The organism is Aeromicrobium changchenzhani, from assembly GCF_057586615.1.
Genome location: NZ_CM172480.1, coordinates 1,716,411 through 1,733,017 on the forward strand (window position 1 = coordinate 1,716,411; position 16,607 = coordinate 1,733,017).

Here is a 16,607-nt window from a genome sequence, read left to right on the forward strand (position 1 = left end):
AAGAGACATTGAAAGCAGGGTTAGGCAAACCTGAGCGACCGGCGCATGATGGTGCTGGGCAGGATGGACCCGAACGCGAAATCAAGGAGACTCATATGTCCGTCGACAGCTTCGAAGCCAAAGACTCACTCCAGGTCGGTGATAAGTCTTACGAGATTTACCGACTTGATGCGGTGACGGGGGAGGGGCTCGATGTCGATTCGCTGCCATATAGCCTCAAGGTCCTGCTCGAGGGCCTGCTGCGCACCGAGGATGGTGCCGACGTCACTGCCGATGACATTCGAGCGCTAGCCGGCTGGGACGCCGACGCCGAACCGAGCAAAGAAATCCAGTTCACTCCGGCCCGCGTGATCATGCAGGACTTCACCGGTGTTCCATGCGTTGTCGACCTCGCCACGATGCGTGAGGCAATGGCCGATCTCGGTGGAGATCCGGCCAAGATCAACCCGCTCGCACCGACTGAAATGGTTATCGATCACTCCGTCATTGCGGACGTCTTCGGCACGCCGGACGCCTTCGAGCGCAATGTTGAGATCGAGTACGAGCGCAACCGGGAGCGCTACCAGTTCCTCCGCTGGGGCCAAGGCGCCTTCGATGATTTCAAGGTCGTGCCGCCGGGAACCGGCATCGTGCACCAGGTCAACATCGAGCATCTTGCTCGCGTCGTGTTCACCCGAGATCATGAAGGAAAGACGGTCGCCTACCCCGACTCCTGTGTTGGCACCGACTCGCACACGACAATGGTCAACGGCCTTGGCGTCGTGGGCTGGGGCGTCGGCGGCATTGAGGCCGAGGCCGCCATGCTCGGTCAACCGATTTCGATGTTGATCCCGCGCGTCGTCGGCTTCAAGCTGCACGGCGAACTGTCCGAAGGTGCCACCGCAACCGACCTCGTGTTGACGGTCACCGAGATGCTCCGTAACCACGGCGCCGTTGCCAAGTTCGTCGAGTTCTACGGGCCGGGCGTCTCCGCTGTGCCGTTGGCCAACCGAGCAACGCTGGGCAATATGAGCCCCGAGTACGGCTCCACGATCGCCATCTTCCCGCTCGACGACGAGACCACCAAGTACATGCGTCTCACCGGTCGCAGCGAAGAACAGATCGCGCTCACCGAGGCATATGCCAAAGCGCAGGGTCTGTGGCATGACACTGACAAGGAAGCGCGCTACTCGGAATACCTTGAGCTCGATCTCGGCACCGTTGTGCCGTCGATCGCGGGCCCGAAGCGTCCCCAGGACCGGGTATCGCTGACCGAGTCCAAGGAAGGCTTCCGTAGCGCACTTGCCAACTACACCGAGGCCCCGACCGATGGTGGCCGAGCGAGCAATCCGCAGCAGGTTGTGGGTGCCGACGGTACCGAGTACGAAGTCGATCATGGCGTCGTAGCGATTGCCGCGATCACCTCCTGCACCAACACGTCCAACCCCTCGGTCATGATCGGCGCGGCGCTGCTGGCCAAGAAGGCAGTTGAGAAGGGTCTGACCACGAAGCCGTGGGTCAAGACGACGCTTGCACCCGGTTCCAAGGTTGTGTCCGACTACTACGACCGCTCGGGCCTGACGCCATATCTCGACAAACTTGGCTTCAACCTGGTGGGTTATGGCTGCACCACGTGCATCGGTAACTCCGGACCGATCATCCCCGAGGTCAGCAAGGCGGTCAACGATGGCGATCTCGCCGCAGTCTCGGTGCTCTCGGGCAACCGTAACTTCGAAGGTCGCATCAACCCCGACATCAAGATGAACTACCTTGCATCGCCGCCGCTCGTGGTCGTCTACGCGATCGCTGGCTCGATGGACGTCGACCTGTACCGCGACCCTCTGGGCCAGGATCAGGACGGCAATGACGTCTTCATGAAGGACATCTGGCCGACGCCTGCGGAGATTGAAGAGGTTATCGCCTCGTCGATCGACTCGGCGACGTTCAAGAAGGAATACGCCGATGTGTTTGCCGGCGATGAGCGTTGGCAGACTCTCCCGACGCCTGAGGGCAAGATTTTCACTTGGGAAGACTCCTCGACCTACGTTCGCAAGGCGCCTTACTTTGACGGGATGGAGGTCGAGCCGACCGATGTCACCGAGGTGACCGGTGCGCGTGTTCTGTTGAAGCTCGGCGACTCGGTCACGACCGATCACATTTCGCCCGCTGGCGCGATCAAGAAGGATGGTCCGGCTGGCAAGTACCTCGCCGAGCACGGCATTGAGCCACGCAACTTCAACTCCTACGGCTCACGCCGCGGCAACCATGAGGTGATGATCCGCGGAACGTTCGCGAATATCCGCCTGCGTAACCAGATGGCACCGGGAACAGAAGGCGGTTTCACCCGCAATCTGATGGTCGAAGACACGCCAGTGACCACGGTCTTCGAAGCCTCCGAGCAGTACATGGCAGCCGGCGTCCCGCTGGTCGTCTTGGCCGGCAAAGAATACGGTTCGGGTTCGTCGCGTGACTGGGCCGCTAAGGGCACCGTGCTGCTAGGCGTCAAGGTTGTTATCGCGACGTCATTCGAGCGCATCCACCGCTCCAACCTGATCGGTATGGGCGCTCTGCCGCTGCAGTTCCCTGAAGGCGCCGACGCCGAATCGCTCGGACTGACCGGCGAGGAGACCTTCGACTTCACCGGCATCACCGAACTCAACGAGGGCCGCACGCCCAAGACGGTGCACGTGAAAGCGACACCGGCGTCCGGACCGAGCATCGAGTTCGACGCGCTGGTGCGAATCGACACGCCGAGCGAGGCCAACTACTACCGCCACGGCGGGATCCTGCAATACGCATTGCGGAGCCTGCTCGGCTAACCAACCCGCTGACGAAACGTCGGTCCCACGGGGTTAGCTATTGGACACGATCGGGAAGGAGGGACTGCGAGCATGACAATCCATTCGGAGCATCCATTTCTTCCCCCCGACGACGAACGCGATCCGCTGCGTCGTTTGCGCGGACGAGTGCCTGCACCCGTGACGATTTGGGCCGCGGGCGAGGGCAGCGGACGGCGTGGGCTCACGGTCTCCTCGATGCTGATCGCCGACGGCGAGCCCGGCATGGTCGCGGGGCTGATCGACGAGGATTCCGATCTTGCCGATGTGCTCGATTCGGTGTTGACGGTCAATCTGCTGGCACTTACCGATGCCCACCTCGCCGATGTTTTCGGCGGCGTCGCGCCGGCCCCGGGCGGACCCTTCACGCTGGGCAGTTGGCAACAGAGCGAGTGGGGCCCGGTGCTCGACAGCGCAGCCGGTTGGGTCGGCGCCAGAATCACGTCCGGCGAACCGCGCCATCTCGGCTGGGCATTACTCGTTGAAGCGGCCATCGAACACATTGAGTTCGCCGATTCCGATGCAATGGCTCACATTCGCGGCCGCTACCGGGACTGCACATAGTCCGAACGAGCCGTAGTGTGGTGATGCGTCGGACCGTTCGGCGACGACCGGTAGACTGAATCGTTCACCGCATGGATGGAAGGAGACGGCATGGGCGTGCTCGACAGCATCACCTGCCCCGCAGATCTGCGGACCCTCGACAGCGAACAGCTGACCGTCCTGGCCGCCGAGATCCGCGAGCGGCTCGTCAACGCCGTGGCTAGCAATGGCGGCCACCTCGGACCGAATCTCGGCGTCGTTGAACTGACGATGGCAATTCATCGAGTCTTTGAATCGCCCGCTGACCGCGTGCTCTGGGATACCGGCCATCAGTCCTATGTCCATAAGATGCTTACCGGCCGCGCCGATCAGTTCGGCACGCTGCGTACCGAGGGCGGACTTTCCGGCTACCCCAGTCAGGCTGAGTCCGAACACGACTGGGTTGAGAACTCACATGCCTCGACGAGCCTGTCGTATGCCGACGGCATGGCCAAAGCCAATGCGATCCTGGGCAAAGACGATCATGTCGTCGCCGTCATCGGCGATGGCGCGCTCACCGGCGGTATGGCATGGGAAGCGCTCAACAACATCGCGGCCGACAAGACCCGCAAACTCGTCGTGATCGTCAACGACAACGGCCGGTCCTACACCCCAACAGTTGGCGGCTTGGCCAATCATCTGACCGCAATTCGCACAAATCCCCGCTACGAGCCGACGCTCAAAGCAATCAAGGATCGGCTCAATCGCACCGGCTATGTTGGGCCCGCAACCTACGACGCGCTGCACGCCATTAAAAAAGGCATTAAGGACGCGATCGCGCCACAGGGCATGTTCGAAGACCTTGGCATCAAATACCTCGGCCCGGTGGACGGGCATGATCTACCCGCGCTCGAGGGCATGCTGGCCAAGGCCAAACTTTTCGGCGGCCCCGTGTTAGTGCATGTTTTGACCCAAAAGGGTCAGGGCTACGACATCGCGATCAACAATGTGACCGATCAGATGCATCAGGCCAATCCGTTCGACCGGGAAACCGGCGAGGTCAAGATGGTCGCGCCGGCGGGTTGGACTTCGGTGTTTCGCGACGAGATCGTCAAAATCGCCGCTGAACGTCCCGACATCGTCGGCATCACCGCTGCGATGCTCTACCCGGTCGGGCTTGACGCTTTCGCTGATAAGTTCCCCGATCGTGTGTTTGATGTCGGCATCGCTGAGCAGCACGCGGTTACCAGCGCGGCGGGCCTCGCCATGGCGGGGATGCACCCGGTCGTTGCCATCTATGCCACCTTCCTCAATCGGGCTTTCGACCAAGTGCTCCTCGACGTGGCCTTGCACAACTGCGGTGTGACCTTTGTCCTCGACCGGGCTGGTATCACCGGCGACGACGGCCCGAGTCACAACGGTATGTGGGACATGTCGCTGTTGCAGATCGTTCCGAGGCTGCGGCTGGCCGCGCCTCGCGATGGCGCACAGGTACGTGAATTGCTGCGCGAAGCGGTCGATGTTAATGACGCGCCTACTGTTATCCGCTATGCGAAGGGTGCTGTGGCGCCGGATCTTCCCGCGCTCGAACGGATCGGCAGTTTCGACATCGTGAGCCGTGATGAGGACAAGAACGTGCTGCTGGTGGCGATCGGCTCGATGGTGCACATGGGTGCCGAGGCGGCCGACCACATACGCGAACAAGGATATGGAGTCACAGTTGCCGATCCGCGCTGGGTCAAGCCGCTCGACGAGCGTTTGATTGCCTTGGCCGCAGGCTACGATCTGGTCGTCACCGTTGAGGACAACGGCAAGGCAGGGGGCGTCGGCTCGATGTTCACGCAGGCGTTGATCGATGCCCGCATCGACACGCCGATCCGGGTACACGCGGTCGATCAACAATTCTATGAACACGCCAAGCGCGCCGTCATACTCGAACGTCTCGGCCTCACCCCCGAAGCGATCGCGACCGACACGGTGAAGACACTCATCGGGAATATCGGCAAGGGTTAGAGCATTGAAGTTGAAGTGGCCATTCAAACGTGAAGAAGAAGACCGGCAGCTTTCCGAGCGGCCGGTGCTCATCCATGCCCTTGATGGATTTCTCGGTGCCGGCTCCGCGCCGCGTATCGCCGCCGAGGCGCTGAGTTCGGGCCATGGCGAGATCGTTCACAGCTTTGATGTGGACTCATTCTTCGACTATCGGGCGCGCAGACCGTTGATCAAGTTCCGTGTGGACCATTACGAGGACTACGAACCGCCAGCGTTGGACCTCGTGCTTGAGCATGACCTCGACGGTCGACCGTACTTGTTGTTGGCTGGGCCCGAGCCAGATTTTGGTTGGGAATCGTTTATCTCTGACGTCCACGACGTGATCGAGGAACTCGACGTTTCGTTGACGCTGGGCATCGCTGCGGTGCCGATGGGCGTTCCGCACACCCGGCCGTTGATGATCACGTCGCACGGCACCCGCCCGGCACTGGTGGATCGCAAGAATCTCTGGTCCGCTGAGGTCATCGTGCCGTCCTCGGCACAGGCGCTGCTTGAATTCCGGCTGGGCCAGTTGGGTCATGATGCTGCCGGCTACGTCGTACACGTGCCGCATTATCTCGCGCAAATCGACTATCCGAGCGCTGCCGTTGCGCTGCTCGATGCCGTCACTGATCGCACTGGACTGCGCCTCGATATTGAGGAGCTTCGACTGCGCCAGGGCACTGCTTTGGCCGAGATCGAACAGCAGATCCGCGATCAGGATGGCGGCGAACTCCTAAGCGGCCTCGAGCAACAGTACGACGCGTTCACGCGCGGCGCGGCTGAATCATTGCTGGCCAACGATGAAGAACTGCCAAGCGGCGATGAGCTCGCCCGTCAGTTCGAACAGTTTCTAGCGCGCACCCGCAAGACCGACGAAGGCTGAAACTAGCCGGATGTGGGGCTTCGGGTGAGCGGTGCACCTTGCCATTTTTCTGATCACTAAGATAATCCCGTGCCTGCATCCTTGGAAGAAGTCGTTGAACTGCTCAACCTCGAACAACTTGAGGTGGGCCTTTTCCGGGGCGCTCAGCCCGTCTCGTCGGATCTGAAACGGGTCTTCGGCGGGCAGGTTGCGGCGCAGGCTTTGATGGCCGCGCAACTCACCGTTCCCGATGAGCGACATGTGCATTCGTTGCACGTCTATTTCATCCTCGGCGGCGATCCGAGCATTCCCATCGTGTATGACGTTCAGCGCGTCCGTGACGGTGGTTCATTCAACACCCGGCGCGTCGAGGCCCGCCAACACGGCGCGATCATTTTCTACATGACGGCATCCTTCCAGAAGCATGAGAACGGCTTCGATCATCAAGACCGGATGCCAGATGTCCCCGAACCGGAGGACGCGCCACAATTGATCGACCTGTTCGCTGGCCGCGGCGACGCCTTCTCAATGAGTTGGAAGAAGGAATGGGCCTCCTTCGACCTGCGATTCGTCGGCGACAACCGTCCCGAGAACGATCCCCAACGCGATCTGGTGCCGGTATGTCAGCGGCTGTGGTTTCGGGCTAATGGCACGTTGCCTGATTCATCGATCGTGCACAATGCGGCGTTCACCTATATCAGTGATTTCAGCCTGCTGGGAGCGAGTCTCGTACCGCACAACACTTTCATCGGAGCGCCGGAGGTTCAGCCGGCATCGCTCGATCATACGATCTGGTTCCACCGTCCGATCCAGGCCGATCAGTGGCTGCTGTACGACCAGACCTCGCCGTCCGCCTCAGGCGCCAGAGGACTGAGCACGGCCCGAGTGTTCTCCCAAGATGGGACGCTCGTGGCGACAGTCGCGCAGGAGGGCTTGATCCGCCACATCACACCCAAGCCCTAGCCGCTACAACCCAGTCCCCAAGATTTGGCCGAAATCATCCCATTTTCAGCCCGAAGGTTTTCCAAAAACGGGGCTTTGCCCTCTTTGCCAGGCTGGTTGTGAGTCAGTTTCGCGATTGGTGAAGGAGCTGGGTGGTGACGGCAGGGATGGGGTTCACGGCCGATGAGGTCCGGGAGTTTGTGCATGAGTATCACGTGCAGCCGTTCGGTCAAAAGTCTGTTTGGTTGGCGGCGCAGGGTGTCTCGTATGACTGTCTGCGAAAGTGGCGATTGGCGGTGTTCGAGGGCGATCTGGACCGGCGGCTGATCCCGCGAGAAGGTAGTCCTATGACTATTCCACCGGCCAAGCGGACGGCGTTGGAGAAGCAGCGGGCTGCTGAACGCGCAGCGCACGAGGCCCAGATCGTGAAGCTCAACGAGCGGATTCGTGAGCTTGAGGGCACCAATGATGCGTTGGGAAAAGCTATCGGGCTCTTGCACGCGATGAGCGGACACGAGCCCGACGAAACCCCGCAGATGAACGATCCATCCGATTCCTGAACGCTGAGAACGAGCTCGTCGCCGATCTGACCTGTCAGGTGGGGTCGCAACGTCAGGCGTTGGAGTTGGCTGGTGTGTCGCGGTCGACGTGGCACTACCGGGCCAACCCGCGCGAGCTGACCGCTGACCCGGTGCCGCAGATGGATCGGGCCTATCGGTCCCGCATTAGTGCGGCTGACCGTGCCCTGATCGTCGAACGGATCAACACTGCGTGGACGGTCGGGAACTCAGTCGATCACGCGTTCGCGACCGCGTGGGACGCCGGGGTGATGCTCGCGTCCCGAAGGTCATGGTGGCGGATCGCGGCCGACATCGAAGATCAGTCAGCACGGCCCGACGTGCCCACCAAACATCGCAGCAAGACGCCGCGGGAGATGCCGGTGCTGGAAGCGACCGGCCCAGGACAGGTCTGGTCCTGGGACATCACCGATCTGCGCAGCCCGTGGCGTGGTGTCGCGTTCAAGGGCTACTCAATCATCGATATCTATTCGCGCAAGATCGTCGGCTGGCGGGTCGAGGAACGCGAGGTCGACGATCTGGCGGTCGACATGTTCGAGCACGCCTTCGGCGAGCACGGGCTGCCGCGGGCCGTGCACGCCGATTCGGGGCCCGCGATGCGCTCAAACGTCCTCAAGGACCTGCTGGCCGATCTAGGCATCGATCGGACCCACAACCGGCCCAGAGTGTCGAACGATAACCCGTTCTCCGAGTCAGAGTTCCGCACCATGAAATACCGGCCGAACTATCCGGGCACCTTTCCTGACCTGCAGGCCGCCAGAGCTCACATGACGTCCTACGTGCCCTGGTACAACAGCCAACACAAGCACTCCGGAATCGCACTGTTCTCACCCAACGAGGTCCACGACGGCAGCTGGCGCGAACGCTGGCAACAACGCGACCGAGCCCATCAGGCCTACTACGACGCGCACCCCGAACGATTCCGTACCCGTCCCAGCACGCCGACCCCCGCCGACACCGTTGGCATCAACCTCCCCAAAGACGACCCTCAACGACTCCAAGCAGCTTGACAACGCCCGTTGTCCGCCAAATCTCGGGGACCGCTCGGAGTTACAGTGCGTTCGTGATTCGTCCGGTTAGATGGGTGACCGGCTTCTTTGAACCCTTGACGCCAAAAAGAAAACCATCGGCGGTCGGCTCGGATCCGAAGATCGTCGTCGTCGGCAACAGAATTGGCTTCTTGAATTCCACGTGCACCGTGAACGTCTCGGGCAGGCGATTCTGCAGGGCCGCAAGACAATGCGCCTTGGTCCACATACCGTGCGCGATGTTAGTTGGGAAGCCGAAGGCCTTCGCCGTGATCGGATAGAGATGGATTGGATTGCGATCACCAGACACCGCGCCGTACCGCCGACCAAGGTTGCCAGCCAGCCGCCAATGAACGACACCATCCGGTGCCTCGGCCCCAGCCATGGGTGCGGCAGTAGTCTCCGCCGCGCCATTCTTGCCGCGTGAGAACAAGGTCGTGACTTCCTCCCATACGACCTTGCCGTCGATCGTCACTGTGGTCAACAGATCGACCAGTTTGCCCTTCGGGTGCGGCCGCAGGTCGGCGGCGCGTACGGAAACGTCGAACGTCTCATCGACACCAATCGGACGATGCTGGGTGATCGAATTGCGTAGGTGCACCAGACCCATCGGCGCGAACGGAAACGCGGTGTCAGCCATGAGCGCAAGGTGCAGGCCGAATGCTGCCATGTGGGGATAGGTCGCCGGCAGGGTAGTGGCGCGGGAAAAGCCACAGACCTCGTTGTAGGCGTCGAGGTGCGTGCGGTCAGTGACAACGCCGGTGCGTTCAAGGATGAGGTCAGGGATCGCACCTTTCGCGTGTTTAACGCCCGGTAGTCCACCGATCAACGGCAATGCAGGCAGTGCTGCTTTGAGCATCAACGGCAAACCCGACGGTGCCTTCGCGTAGGAACGTGTCGCCATATCAGGCACCAAGCAGGCTCTGGCCGCACACGCGTACGACATTGCCGGTGACGGCAGAAGACCCCGGGTTGGCATACCAAGCAATCGCCTCGGCGACGTCGATCGGCTGACCGCCCTGCGACATGGAGTTCATCCGACGGCCGGCCTCGCGGATGCCGAACGGGATCGTCTTGACCATGTCGGTCTCGATGAAGCCCGGAGCGATCGCGTTGACGGTGATGCCGTCTTTGGCGACGCGCTTGCTGAGATCGTTGATGAAGCCGATGACACCGGCCTTGGCGGTGCCGTAGTTGGTCTGACCGTTGTTGCCCGCAATGCCGGCGATAGAGGAAATACCAATGACGCGCCCGCCCTTGTTGATCAAGCCTTGCGACAGGAGTTCCTCGGTGATCCGTTGCGGTGCGCCGACGCTGATGTCGATGACCAAGTTCCAGTTTTCGGACTTCATGTTCATGAGTCGCTTGTCGCGCGTGATGCCAGCGTTGTGTACGACGATGTCGACGCCCTTGTAGGTGTCTTTGAGGTAGCTGGCGATGGCGGCCGGCGCGTCGGCTGCGGTGATATCGGCGATGATCGAGCCACCGCCCAGCTCGTCCATGAGCTTCTTCAGGTCGTCGGCGAGCGGTGGCACGTCGAGGCCGACGACCGTTGCGCCATCACGGTGCAGCGTGCGAACCATTGCCGCACCAAGACCACGCGAAGCGCCGGTCACCAACGCGACCTTGCCAGCCAGCGGTTTGGCCGGATCGGCAACTTTGTCTGCCTTGACCAAGTCGGTCGAACCAAGGCGTATGACCTGGCCCGAAACATAGGCCGACTTGGCGGAGAGCAGGAAGCCCAGCGTCGAACCGAGCGACGCGGCCGAGCCCTTTCCGACATAGACGAGGTTGACGGCGCCACCGCGGCCGACTTCCTTGCCGAGCGAGCGGGTGAAGCCTTCGAGTGCGCGCTGCGCGATTGATGCACTGGTTGATGTGGTGGCCTCCGGGAGCGTGCCGATGACGACAATGCGTCCGCAGCCCTTGAGGCTGCGCAGCACGGGTGTGAAGAACTTCTGGATGGCGACGAGATCCGCAGCGTTGTCGATCCCGGTCGCATCGAAAACAAGGCCTTTGTACTTGTCGCCCTCGACCTGCTTGGGTGCGGTTCTGATGTCAGCTGCCTTCATCAGCTCGGCGACGTTCTTGCCGAGGGTGCTGCCCTTAGCAGCGCCAAGGAGTACGGTTCCCTTGACGAGGGGCTGCCCGGCTTCCCAGCGTTCAAGGTATGGCGGGTTGGGGAGACCAAGGTTCTGAACCAAGAACTTACCAATGGGATTATGGGCAAGTGACTGATAACGGTCGCTCATGGTGGGTGTGTCCTATCTCTCGCATACCAACGGTATCTGCACTAGGTCTCAAACTGTAACCTTTAGTTACAACCAGAGTCCACACGATTCAATGTGGTCCTCGTAACGTTCTTAACATTATCCTTTCCGCGAAAATCTCAGGAGATTGCAATGGCTGGCAACACAGCAGCGAAGAAGTCGGCAGCGAAGCCCGGTGCCAAGGCGACGGCACCGGCCACGTTCGGCGAAGGTTCAGTCCGCCGCGTTGCCATCATCGGCGGCAACCGCATCCCGTTCGCCCGCTCCAACACTGCTTACATCGACGAGTCTAATCAAGAGATGCTGACCGCTGCCCTCGACGGACTCGTTGAACGCTTCGGCCTTGAGGGCGAACGCGTCGGCGAGTTCGTCGCCGGTGCCGTCCTCAAGCACAGCCGAGATTTCAACCTTGCGCGTGAAGCCGTACTCGGCTCCAAACTTTCGCCAACGACTCCCGCGAATGACGTTCAGCAGGCCTGTGACACAGGCATCCAGGCCGCAATTCAGGTGGCCAACAAGATCGCGCTCGGGCGCATCGACCTCGGCATTGCGGGCGGTTCGGACACGACGTCCGATGCGCCGCTTGGCCTGAATGAAAAGCTTCGGAAGATCCTGCTTGAAGCCAACCGTGCCAAGGACACCAAGGGACGCATTGCGGCGTTGCTGAAGATACGTCCCACGCAGTTGGCGCCCGAACAGCCACAGAACTCCGAGCCCCGTACGGGGCTCTCGATGGGCGACAGCCAAGCAATCACCAACCTAGTTTGGAACATCACCCGCGAGGCCCAGGACGAACTTGCCGTGACGTCGCACAAGAACATGGCGGCCGCGTATGACGAGGGCTGGATGGATGACTTGATGACGCCATATGCTGGCTTGGCGAAGGACAACAACCTTCGGCCGGGTTCGTCGATGGAAAAACTCGCAACGCTCAAGCCCGCATTCGGTAAGAACCAGGAGGGCGCGACGATGACCGCGGCCAACTCGACTCCGCTGACCGATGGCGCTTCAGCGGTGCTCCTGGCATCGGACGAAGAAGCCAAGAAGCGGGGCTGGAAGCCACTCGCATACCTGGTCGACTACGAGACCGCTGCAGTCGACTACGTCAACGGCGGTGAAGGTCTGTTGATGGCGCCCGCTTATGCGGCCGCGCGGATGCTCGCTCGCCAGGGCCTAACCCTGCAGGACTTCGACTTCTACGAAATCCATGAGGCCTTCGCAGGCCAGGTGCTCTCGACGCTCAAGGCTTGGGAAGACCCGACCTTCTGCAAGGAGAAGCTCGGCCTGTCGAAGCCACTGGGCTCGATCGATCGCAGCAAGCTCAACGTCAAGGGTTCGTCGTTGGCTGCTGGCCACCCCTTCGCTGCAACTGGCGCCCGCATTCTTGCCAATCTGGCGAAACTGCTTGATGAGAAAGGTTCGGGCCGTGGCCTGATCTCGATCTGTGCGGCCGGCGGCCAGGGCGTCGTCGCGATCGTCGAACGCTGATCAACGCACGCTGAAACTGCGTGATTCTGCGGGCCTCCAGCGGCCCTGCGGGATCACGCAGTTTTGTGTCCTAAGCGGTGCCAACGCCGCGGGCCATCGCGACAGTGCCCTCGATTATGTATACCTTGACGTCGGCGAAGGCGATCTGGTCCACGAGCGGCAACCCGGGATTGCCCTGACTGACCGATAGCTGGAACCGCGCCAGATTGAGACCGCCGAGCGCTTGGTTGTAGATCACGTTGGCCAGCAGATACGGATCGGCAACCTGAAAATCGCCGGATTTGACACCGGCCTCGAGCGCATCCACGACATGGGTCAGGCACGTCGACATGATGCGGCCGACCCGGAACAAGACCGACTCGCTGATCTCGGCCAGGAGCTCCTCGCCACGACGTCGCAGCAAAGCCTGGGCGCAGTCAACGAACGCCGGATATTTCTCGCCAAATGACAAGAATGCCTCGATGACATTTCGCAGTTGCTCGGGCGGATCTACGCCTACCTGCTCGGCCGCCGTAATCGCCACATCAAGCTCGTCAAGATAGCCGACGAGCGTCATTGCGAAGAGCTCTTCCTTACCGAAGAAGTGCCGATAAATAATGGCTCGGTTGATGCCGACGGCCTTGGCGATATCTTCGATCTGGGCGTCGCGGAGGCCGCGTTCATCGAACAAGGCCCGCGTGGCAGCGACAATTTCGCGCTTGCGGTCGATGCGACGTTGGGATGTGACCATTCGCATAGCCTACGCATGGAATTGTCAGGGCTGAGAAGTAGGCTCGGAACTATGAGACCACTGGATGACCTTCGGCGTCAGGTCGCGCCGTTGCACGTCGTTGCCGACTTCGCCCCCGGTGGCGATCAACCGGCGGCGATCAACGAGCTCGAACGACGCATCAACGCCGGTGAGCAGGATGTTTTGCTCTTGGGCGCGACCGGCACGGGCAAGACTGCGACGATTGCGTGGCTCGCTGAGCGTATACAGCGACCAGTATTGGTGCTTCAGCCCAACAAGACGCTTGCCGCCCAGTTTGCCAACGAGCTCCGCGGCTACTTTCCCGACAATGCGGTCGAATACTTCGTGTCTTATTACGACTATTACCAGCCTGAGGCATACGTCCCGCAGACCGACACCTACATCGAGAAGGATTCCTCGGTCAACCAAGAGGTCGAACGGCTCCGCCACTCAGCGACGTGGTCGCTGCTAACCCGGCGGGATGTTGTTGTCGTGGCAACAGTTTCCTGCATCTATGGCCTCGGCTCAGCGGAGGAATATCTCAACCGGATGCTGCATTTCGAGGTCGGTCGAGACATGCCGCGCAACGAACTGTTGCAGATGCTGGTGCAGGCGCAATACTCCCGCAACGACATCGCCACGACCCGCGGCACGTTCCGGGTCAAGGGCGACACGGTCGAGATTTTCCCGGTTTATCAGGAGATGGCGGTCCGGGTTGAGTTCTTCGGCGACGAGATCGAGCGCTTGATGACCTTGCATCCTGTGACCGGCGAGATATTGAGCGATGAGCCCGAGATCTATGTCGGTGCGGCCACCCATTATGCGGTCGGCAACGAGATCATGGCGCGTGCGATTCCGTCGATCGAGGCCGAGCTTGCCGAGCGGCTCGAGGTCCTTGAGCGCGAAGGCAAGCTGCTCGAGGCACAGCGGTTGCGTATGCGCACGACCTACGACATCGAGATGATGCAGCAGGTCGGCACCTGTTCTGGCATCGAAAACTACTCCCGACACATGGATGGCCGTTCGGCTGGATCGGCGCCCAACTGTCTGCTCGATTATTTTCCCGAAGACTTCCTGCTTGTCATCGACGAGTCACATGTGACGGTTCCGCAGATTGGCGCAATGTATGAGGGCGACATGTCGCGCAAGCGGACGTTGGTCGACCACGGTTTCCGGTTGCCGAGCGCAATGGATAACCGACCGCTGCGGTGGCCAGAGTTTCTCGAGCGGGTCGGACAAACCGTCTATCTGTCCGCGACGCCCAGACCGTATGAGATCGAAAAGACCGGTGGCGAAATCGTCGAACAGATCATTCGACCGACTGGGCTGATCGATCCCGAGGTCATCGTCAAACCGACCAAGGGGCAGATCGACGATCTGATCGCGCAGATCAGGCTTCGGGTGGAGCGCAAGGAGCGAGTGCTCGTCACGACCTTGACGAAGAAGATGTCTGAAGATCTCACCGACTACCTGCTCGAAGCTGGCATCCGCACGCGCTATCTGCACAGCGAGGTCGACACCCTTCGCCGGGTCGAACTGCTGCGCGAGCTGCGGATGGGGGAGTACGACGTCTTGGTCGGCATCAACCTCCTGCGCGAAGGTTTGGACTTGCCCGAAGTCAGCCTCGTGGCGATTCTCGACGCTGATAAGGAAGGTTTCCTTCGATCGGGTCGTTCGCTCATTCAGACGATTGGTCGTGCGGCGCGCAATGTGTCCGGCCAGGTGATCATGTATGCCGATCGAATGACCGCGTCGATGGAGATGGCGATCGATGAGACCAATCGCCGCCGCGAGAAGCAGGTTGCCTACAACACCGCGAATGGCATCGACCCGACGCCGCTACGCAAGAAGATTGGTGACATCACCGAGATGCTCGCGCGCGAAGATTCCGACACCACGACGCTGCTGGCGCAGGCTGGCGGCGGCAAGGGTCGAAAGACACCGATGCCGATTGGCGTTCACACCGCATCGCTAGCTGATCGACCGGCAGGGGAGTTGGCCGAGCTGATCGAGGAGCTCAGTGAGCAGATGCACGCCTCGGCCGCCGCATTGCAATTCGAAGTCGCTGCCCGCCTACGTGACGAAATCAGCGAACTCAAGAAGGAACTTCGTGGGATGTTGGCCGCACAAAGCTGAATCACCGAGGACTGTGGCCTGAGCGACCGACCGCTTTGTACACCTGCCACAATGGTTAGCGGAGGGGAGTATTCCCCAGTTGCGGTGTCGTCATCACGAGAATCCTCATGGATTCTCCGGGGCCGCAGGTCGCGTAAGCGGCGGAAGAGACCTCCGGCAGCTTGACTACCGCCGGAGGCTAATCCATGCAGGTCTCCACCCTCGAATGGACGATCACGATCGGTGTGACGATCGGCGTTTTGTTGTTCGACATCATCATTGTTGCCCGGAAACCGCACGAGCCAACGTTGAAAGAATGCGCTGTCGCGCTCGGCGTGTTTGTCGGCTTGGCCTTGGCCTTCGGCACATGGGTATGGATTTATCACAATCAGCCAGGCCCCAACGGTGACTATGGGCTGCAATTCTTTGCCGGCTGGTTGACCGAGTACAGCTTGTCAGTCGACAACCTGTTCATCTTCATCATCATCATGGGTAGCTTCAAGGTACCGAGGAAATATCAGCAGGAAGCGTTGCTGGTCGGCATTGTGCTGGCGCTCATCTTCCGTGGCATCTTTATCGCGCTCGGGGCGGTCGCGATCGAACAGTTTTCTTGGATCTTCTACATCTTCGGCGCCTTCCTGCTCTACACGGCATACAGCCTGATTAAGAACACCGATCACGACGATGACGGTGAGAATGCGGTCGTACGCGTCGCCCGCCGTTATTTCAACACGAGCGACGAATGGCTCGGACTCAAGATGTTCGTGAAGGACAACGGCAAAACCTTCATGACCCCGATGTTCCTCGTCGTGCTGGCACTGGGAACGACCGATTTGTTGTTCGCGCTCGATTCGATTCCGGCGATTTATGGCCTGACGAAGGAGCCTTACCTCGTCTTCACCGCAAACGTCTTTGCATTGATGGGTCTGCGTCAACTCTATTTTTTGCTCGGCGACATGCTGACCAAGTTGATCTATCTGTCACAGGGTTTGGCAGTGTTACTGGCCTTTATCGGCGTGAAGCTTGTGCTCCACGCGCTTCACGAAAACGAAGTGCCGTTCATCAACGGCGGCAACGGATTGCACGTCCCCGAAATCTCCACGCCACTCAGTCTTGGTGTGATTGTCGGCACTCTCTCGGTCACGGCGATCGTGAGCTTGCTGGTCAGTTCACGGCGGGGCAAGCCCACACAGGACCTCTAAATGACATGCTGCCGGTATGG

General features: G+C 60.6%; 13 protein-coding genes. 10 read left to right on the forward strand and 3 right to left on the reverse strand.

All coding sequences use genetic code 11. The annotated features are described in order from the left end of the window. The first annotated feature begins 95 nt into the window (after positions 1-95). The 7 genes from acnA to AC2YB9_RS08720 all read left to right on the forward strand — a co-directional run bounded on the left by acnA (position 96) and on the right by AC2YB9_RS08720 (position 8,764). Complete coding sequence (acnA, locus tag AC2YB9_RS08690) at positions 96-2,798, forward strand: aconitate hydratase AcnA (protein WP_487268472.1); 2,703 nt, start codon at positions 96-98, stop codon at positions 2,796-2,798. Between the two features lie 72 nt (positions 2,799-2,870). After that, positions 2,871-3,380, forward strand: a complete 510-nt coding sequence (locus tag AC2YB9_RS08695; RefSeq protein ID WP_487268473.1) for a flavin reductase family protein — start codon at positions 2,871-2,873, stop codon at positions 3,378-3,380. Positions 3,381-3,470: 90 nt separating this feature from the next. Beyond that, positions 3,471-5,351 (forward strand): 1-deoxy-D-xylulose-5-phosphate synthase, encoded by a 1,881-nt coding sequence (gene dxs, locus AC2YB9_RS08700; protein ID WP_487268475.1) that lies wholly within the window; start codon positions 3,471-3,473, stop codon positions 5,349-5,351. Between the two features lie 4 nt (positions 5,352-5,355). Next, positions 5,356-6,255, forward strand: coding sequence for a PAC2 family protein (locus AC2YB9_RS08705; RefSeq protein ID WP_487268477.1), 900 nt, complete (start codon positions 5,356-5,358; stop codon positions 6,253-6,255). Positions 6,256-6,324: 69 nt separating this feature from the next. Further along, on the forward strand, positions 6,325-7,197 hold the full coding sequence (locus tag AC2YB9_RS08710) for an acyl-CoA thioesterase (RefSeq protein ID WP_487268478.1): 873 nt from the start codon (positions 6,325-6,327) through the stop codon (positions 7,195-7,197). Between the two features lie 134 nt (positions 7,198-7,331). After that, on the forward strand, positions 7,332-7,736 hold the full coding sequence (locus AC2YB9_RS08715) for a hypothetical protein (protein WP_487267555.1): 405 nt from the start codon (positions 7,332-7,334) through the stop codon (positions 7,734-7,736). A 38-nt stretch (positions 7,737-7,774) separates the two neighbouring features. Further along, positions 7,775-8,764, forward strand: a complete 990-nt coding sequence (locus AC2YB9_RS08720; protein ID WP_487268480.1) for a transposase — start codon at positions 7,775-7,777, stop codon at positions 8,762-8,764. 40 nt (positions 8,765-8,804) lie between these two features. Here the strand turns inward: AC2YB9_RS08720 and AC2YB9_RS08725 are convergent, their stop codons facing one another. Then, positions 8,805-9,686 (reverse strand): MaoC family dehydratase, encoded by an 882-nt coding sequence (locus AC2YB9_RS08725; RefSeq protein ID WP_487268481.1) that lies wholly within the window; start codon positions 9,684-9,686, stop codon positions 8,805-8,807. 1 nt (position 9,687) lies between these two features. Then, positions 9,688-11,034 (reverse strand): 3-oxoacyl-ACP reductase, encoded by a 1,347-nt coding sequence (locus tag AC2YB9_RS08730; RefSeq protein WP_487268483.1) that lies wholly within the window; start codon positions 11,032-11,034, stop codon positions 9,688-9,690. Positions 11,035-11,184: 150 nt separating this feature from the next. Here AC2YB9_RS08730 and AC2YB9_RS08735 point away from each other — a divergent pair, with 150 nt between their 5' ends. Further along, the gene (locus AC2YB9_RS08735; RefSeq protein WP_487268484.1) at positions 11,185-12,540 is read left to right on the forward strand and encodes an acetyl-CoA C-acetyltransferase; all 1,356 of its coding nucleotides are present in this window, start codon (positions 11,185-11,187) and stop codon (positions 12,538-12,540) included. A gap of 70 nt (positions 12,541-12,610) precedes the next feature. On the opposite strand, the gene AC2YB9_RS08740 is transcribed toward AC2YB9_RS08735, so the two are convergent. Further along, positions 12,611-13,270, reverse strand: coding sequence for a TetR/AcrR family transcriptional regulator (locus AC2YB9_RS08740; RefSeq protein ID WP_487268485.1), 660 nt, complete (start codon positions 13,268-13,270; stop codon positions 12,611-12,613). A 51-nt stretch (positions 13,271-13,321) separates the two neighbouring features. Between AC2YB9_RS08740 and uvrB the strand changes: the two genes are divergently transcribed. Beyond that, positions 13,322-15,406 carry an excinuclease ABC subunit UvrB gene (gene uvrB / locus AC2YB9_RS08745; RefSeq protein ID WP_487268486.1) on the forward strand — a complete coding sequence of 695 codons (2,085 nt, stop codon included), beginning with the start codon at positions 13,322-13,324 and terminating at the stop codon, positions 15,404-15,406. Between the two features lie 185 nt (positions 15,407-15,591). Next, the gene (locus AC2YB9_RS08750) at positions 15,592-16,587 is read left to right on the forward strand and encodes a TerC family protein (protein ID WP_487268487.1); all 996 of its coding nucleotides are present in this window, start codon (positions 15,592-15,594) and stop codon (positions 16,585-16,587) included. Positions 16,588-16,607: the final 20 nt, after the last annotated feature.

Excerpts from the sequence above, each read along its gene's own strand:
- acnA (WP_487268472.1), top strand. The coding sequence starts at position 96 with ATGTCCGTCGACAGCTTCGAAGCCAAAGACTCACTCCAGGTCGGTGAT.
- AC2YB9_RS08695 (WP_487268473.1), top strand. The coding sequence starts at position 2,871 with ATGACAATCCATTCGGAGCATCCATTTCTTCCCCCCGACGACGAACGC.
- dxs (WP_487268475.1), top strand. The coding sequence starts at position 3,471 with ATGGGCGTGCTCGACAGCATCACCTGCCCCGCAGATCTGCGGACCCTC.
- AC2YB9_RS08725 (WP_487268481.1), bottom strand. The coding sequence starts at position 9,686 with ATGGCGACACGTTCCTACGCGAAGGCACCGTCGGGTTTGCCGTTGATG.
- AC2YB9_RS08730 (WP_487268483.1), bottom strand. The coding sequence starts at position 11,034 with ATGAGCGACCGTTATCAGTCACTTGCCCATAATCCCATTGGTAAGTTC.
- AC2YB9_RS08735 (WP_487268484.1), top strand. The coding sequence starts at position 11,185 with ATGGCTGGCAACACAGCAGCGAAGAAGTCGGCAGCGAAGCCCGGTGCC.
- AC2YB9_RS08740 (WP_487268485.1), bottom strand. The coding sequence starts at position 13,270 with ATGGTCACATCCCAACGTCGCATCGACCGCAAGCGCGAAATTGTCGCT.
- uvrB (WP_487268486.1), top strand. The coding sequence starts at position 13,322 with ATGAGACCACTGGATGACCTTCGGCGTCAGGTCGCGCCGTTGCACGTC.
- AC2YB9_RS08750 (WP_487268487.1), top strand. The coding sequence starts at position 15,592 with ATGCAGGTCTCCACCCTCGAATGGACGATCACGATCGGTGTGACGATC.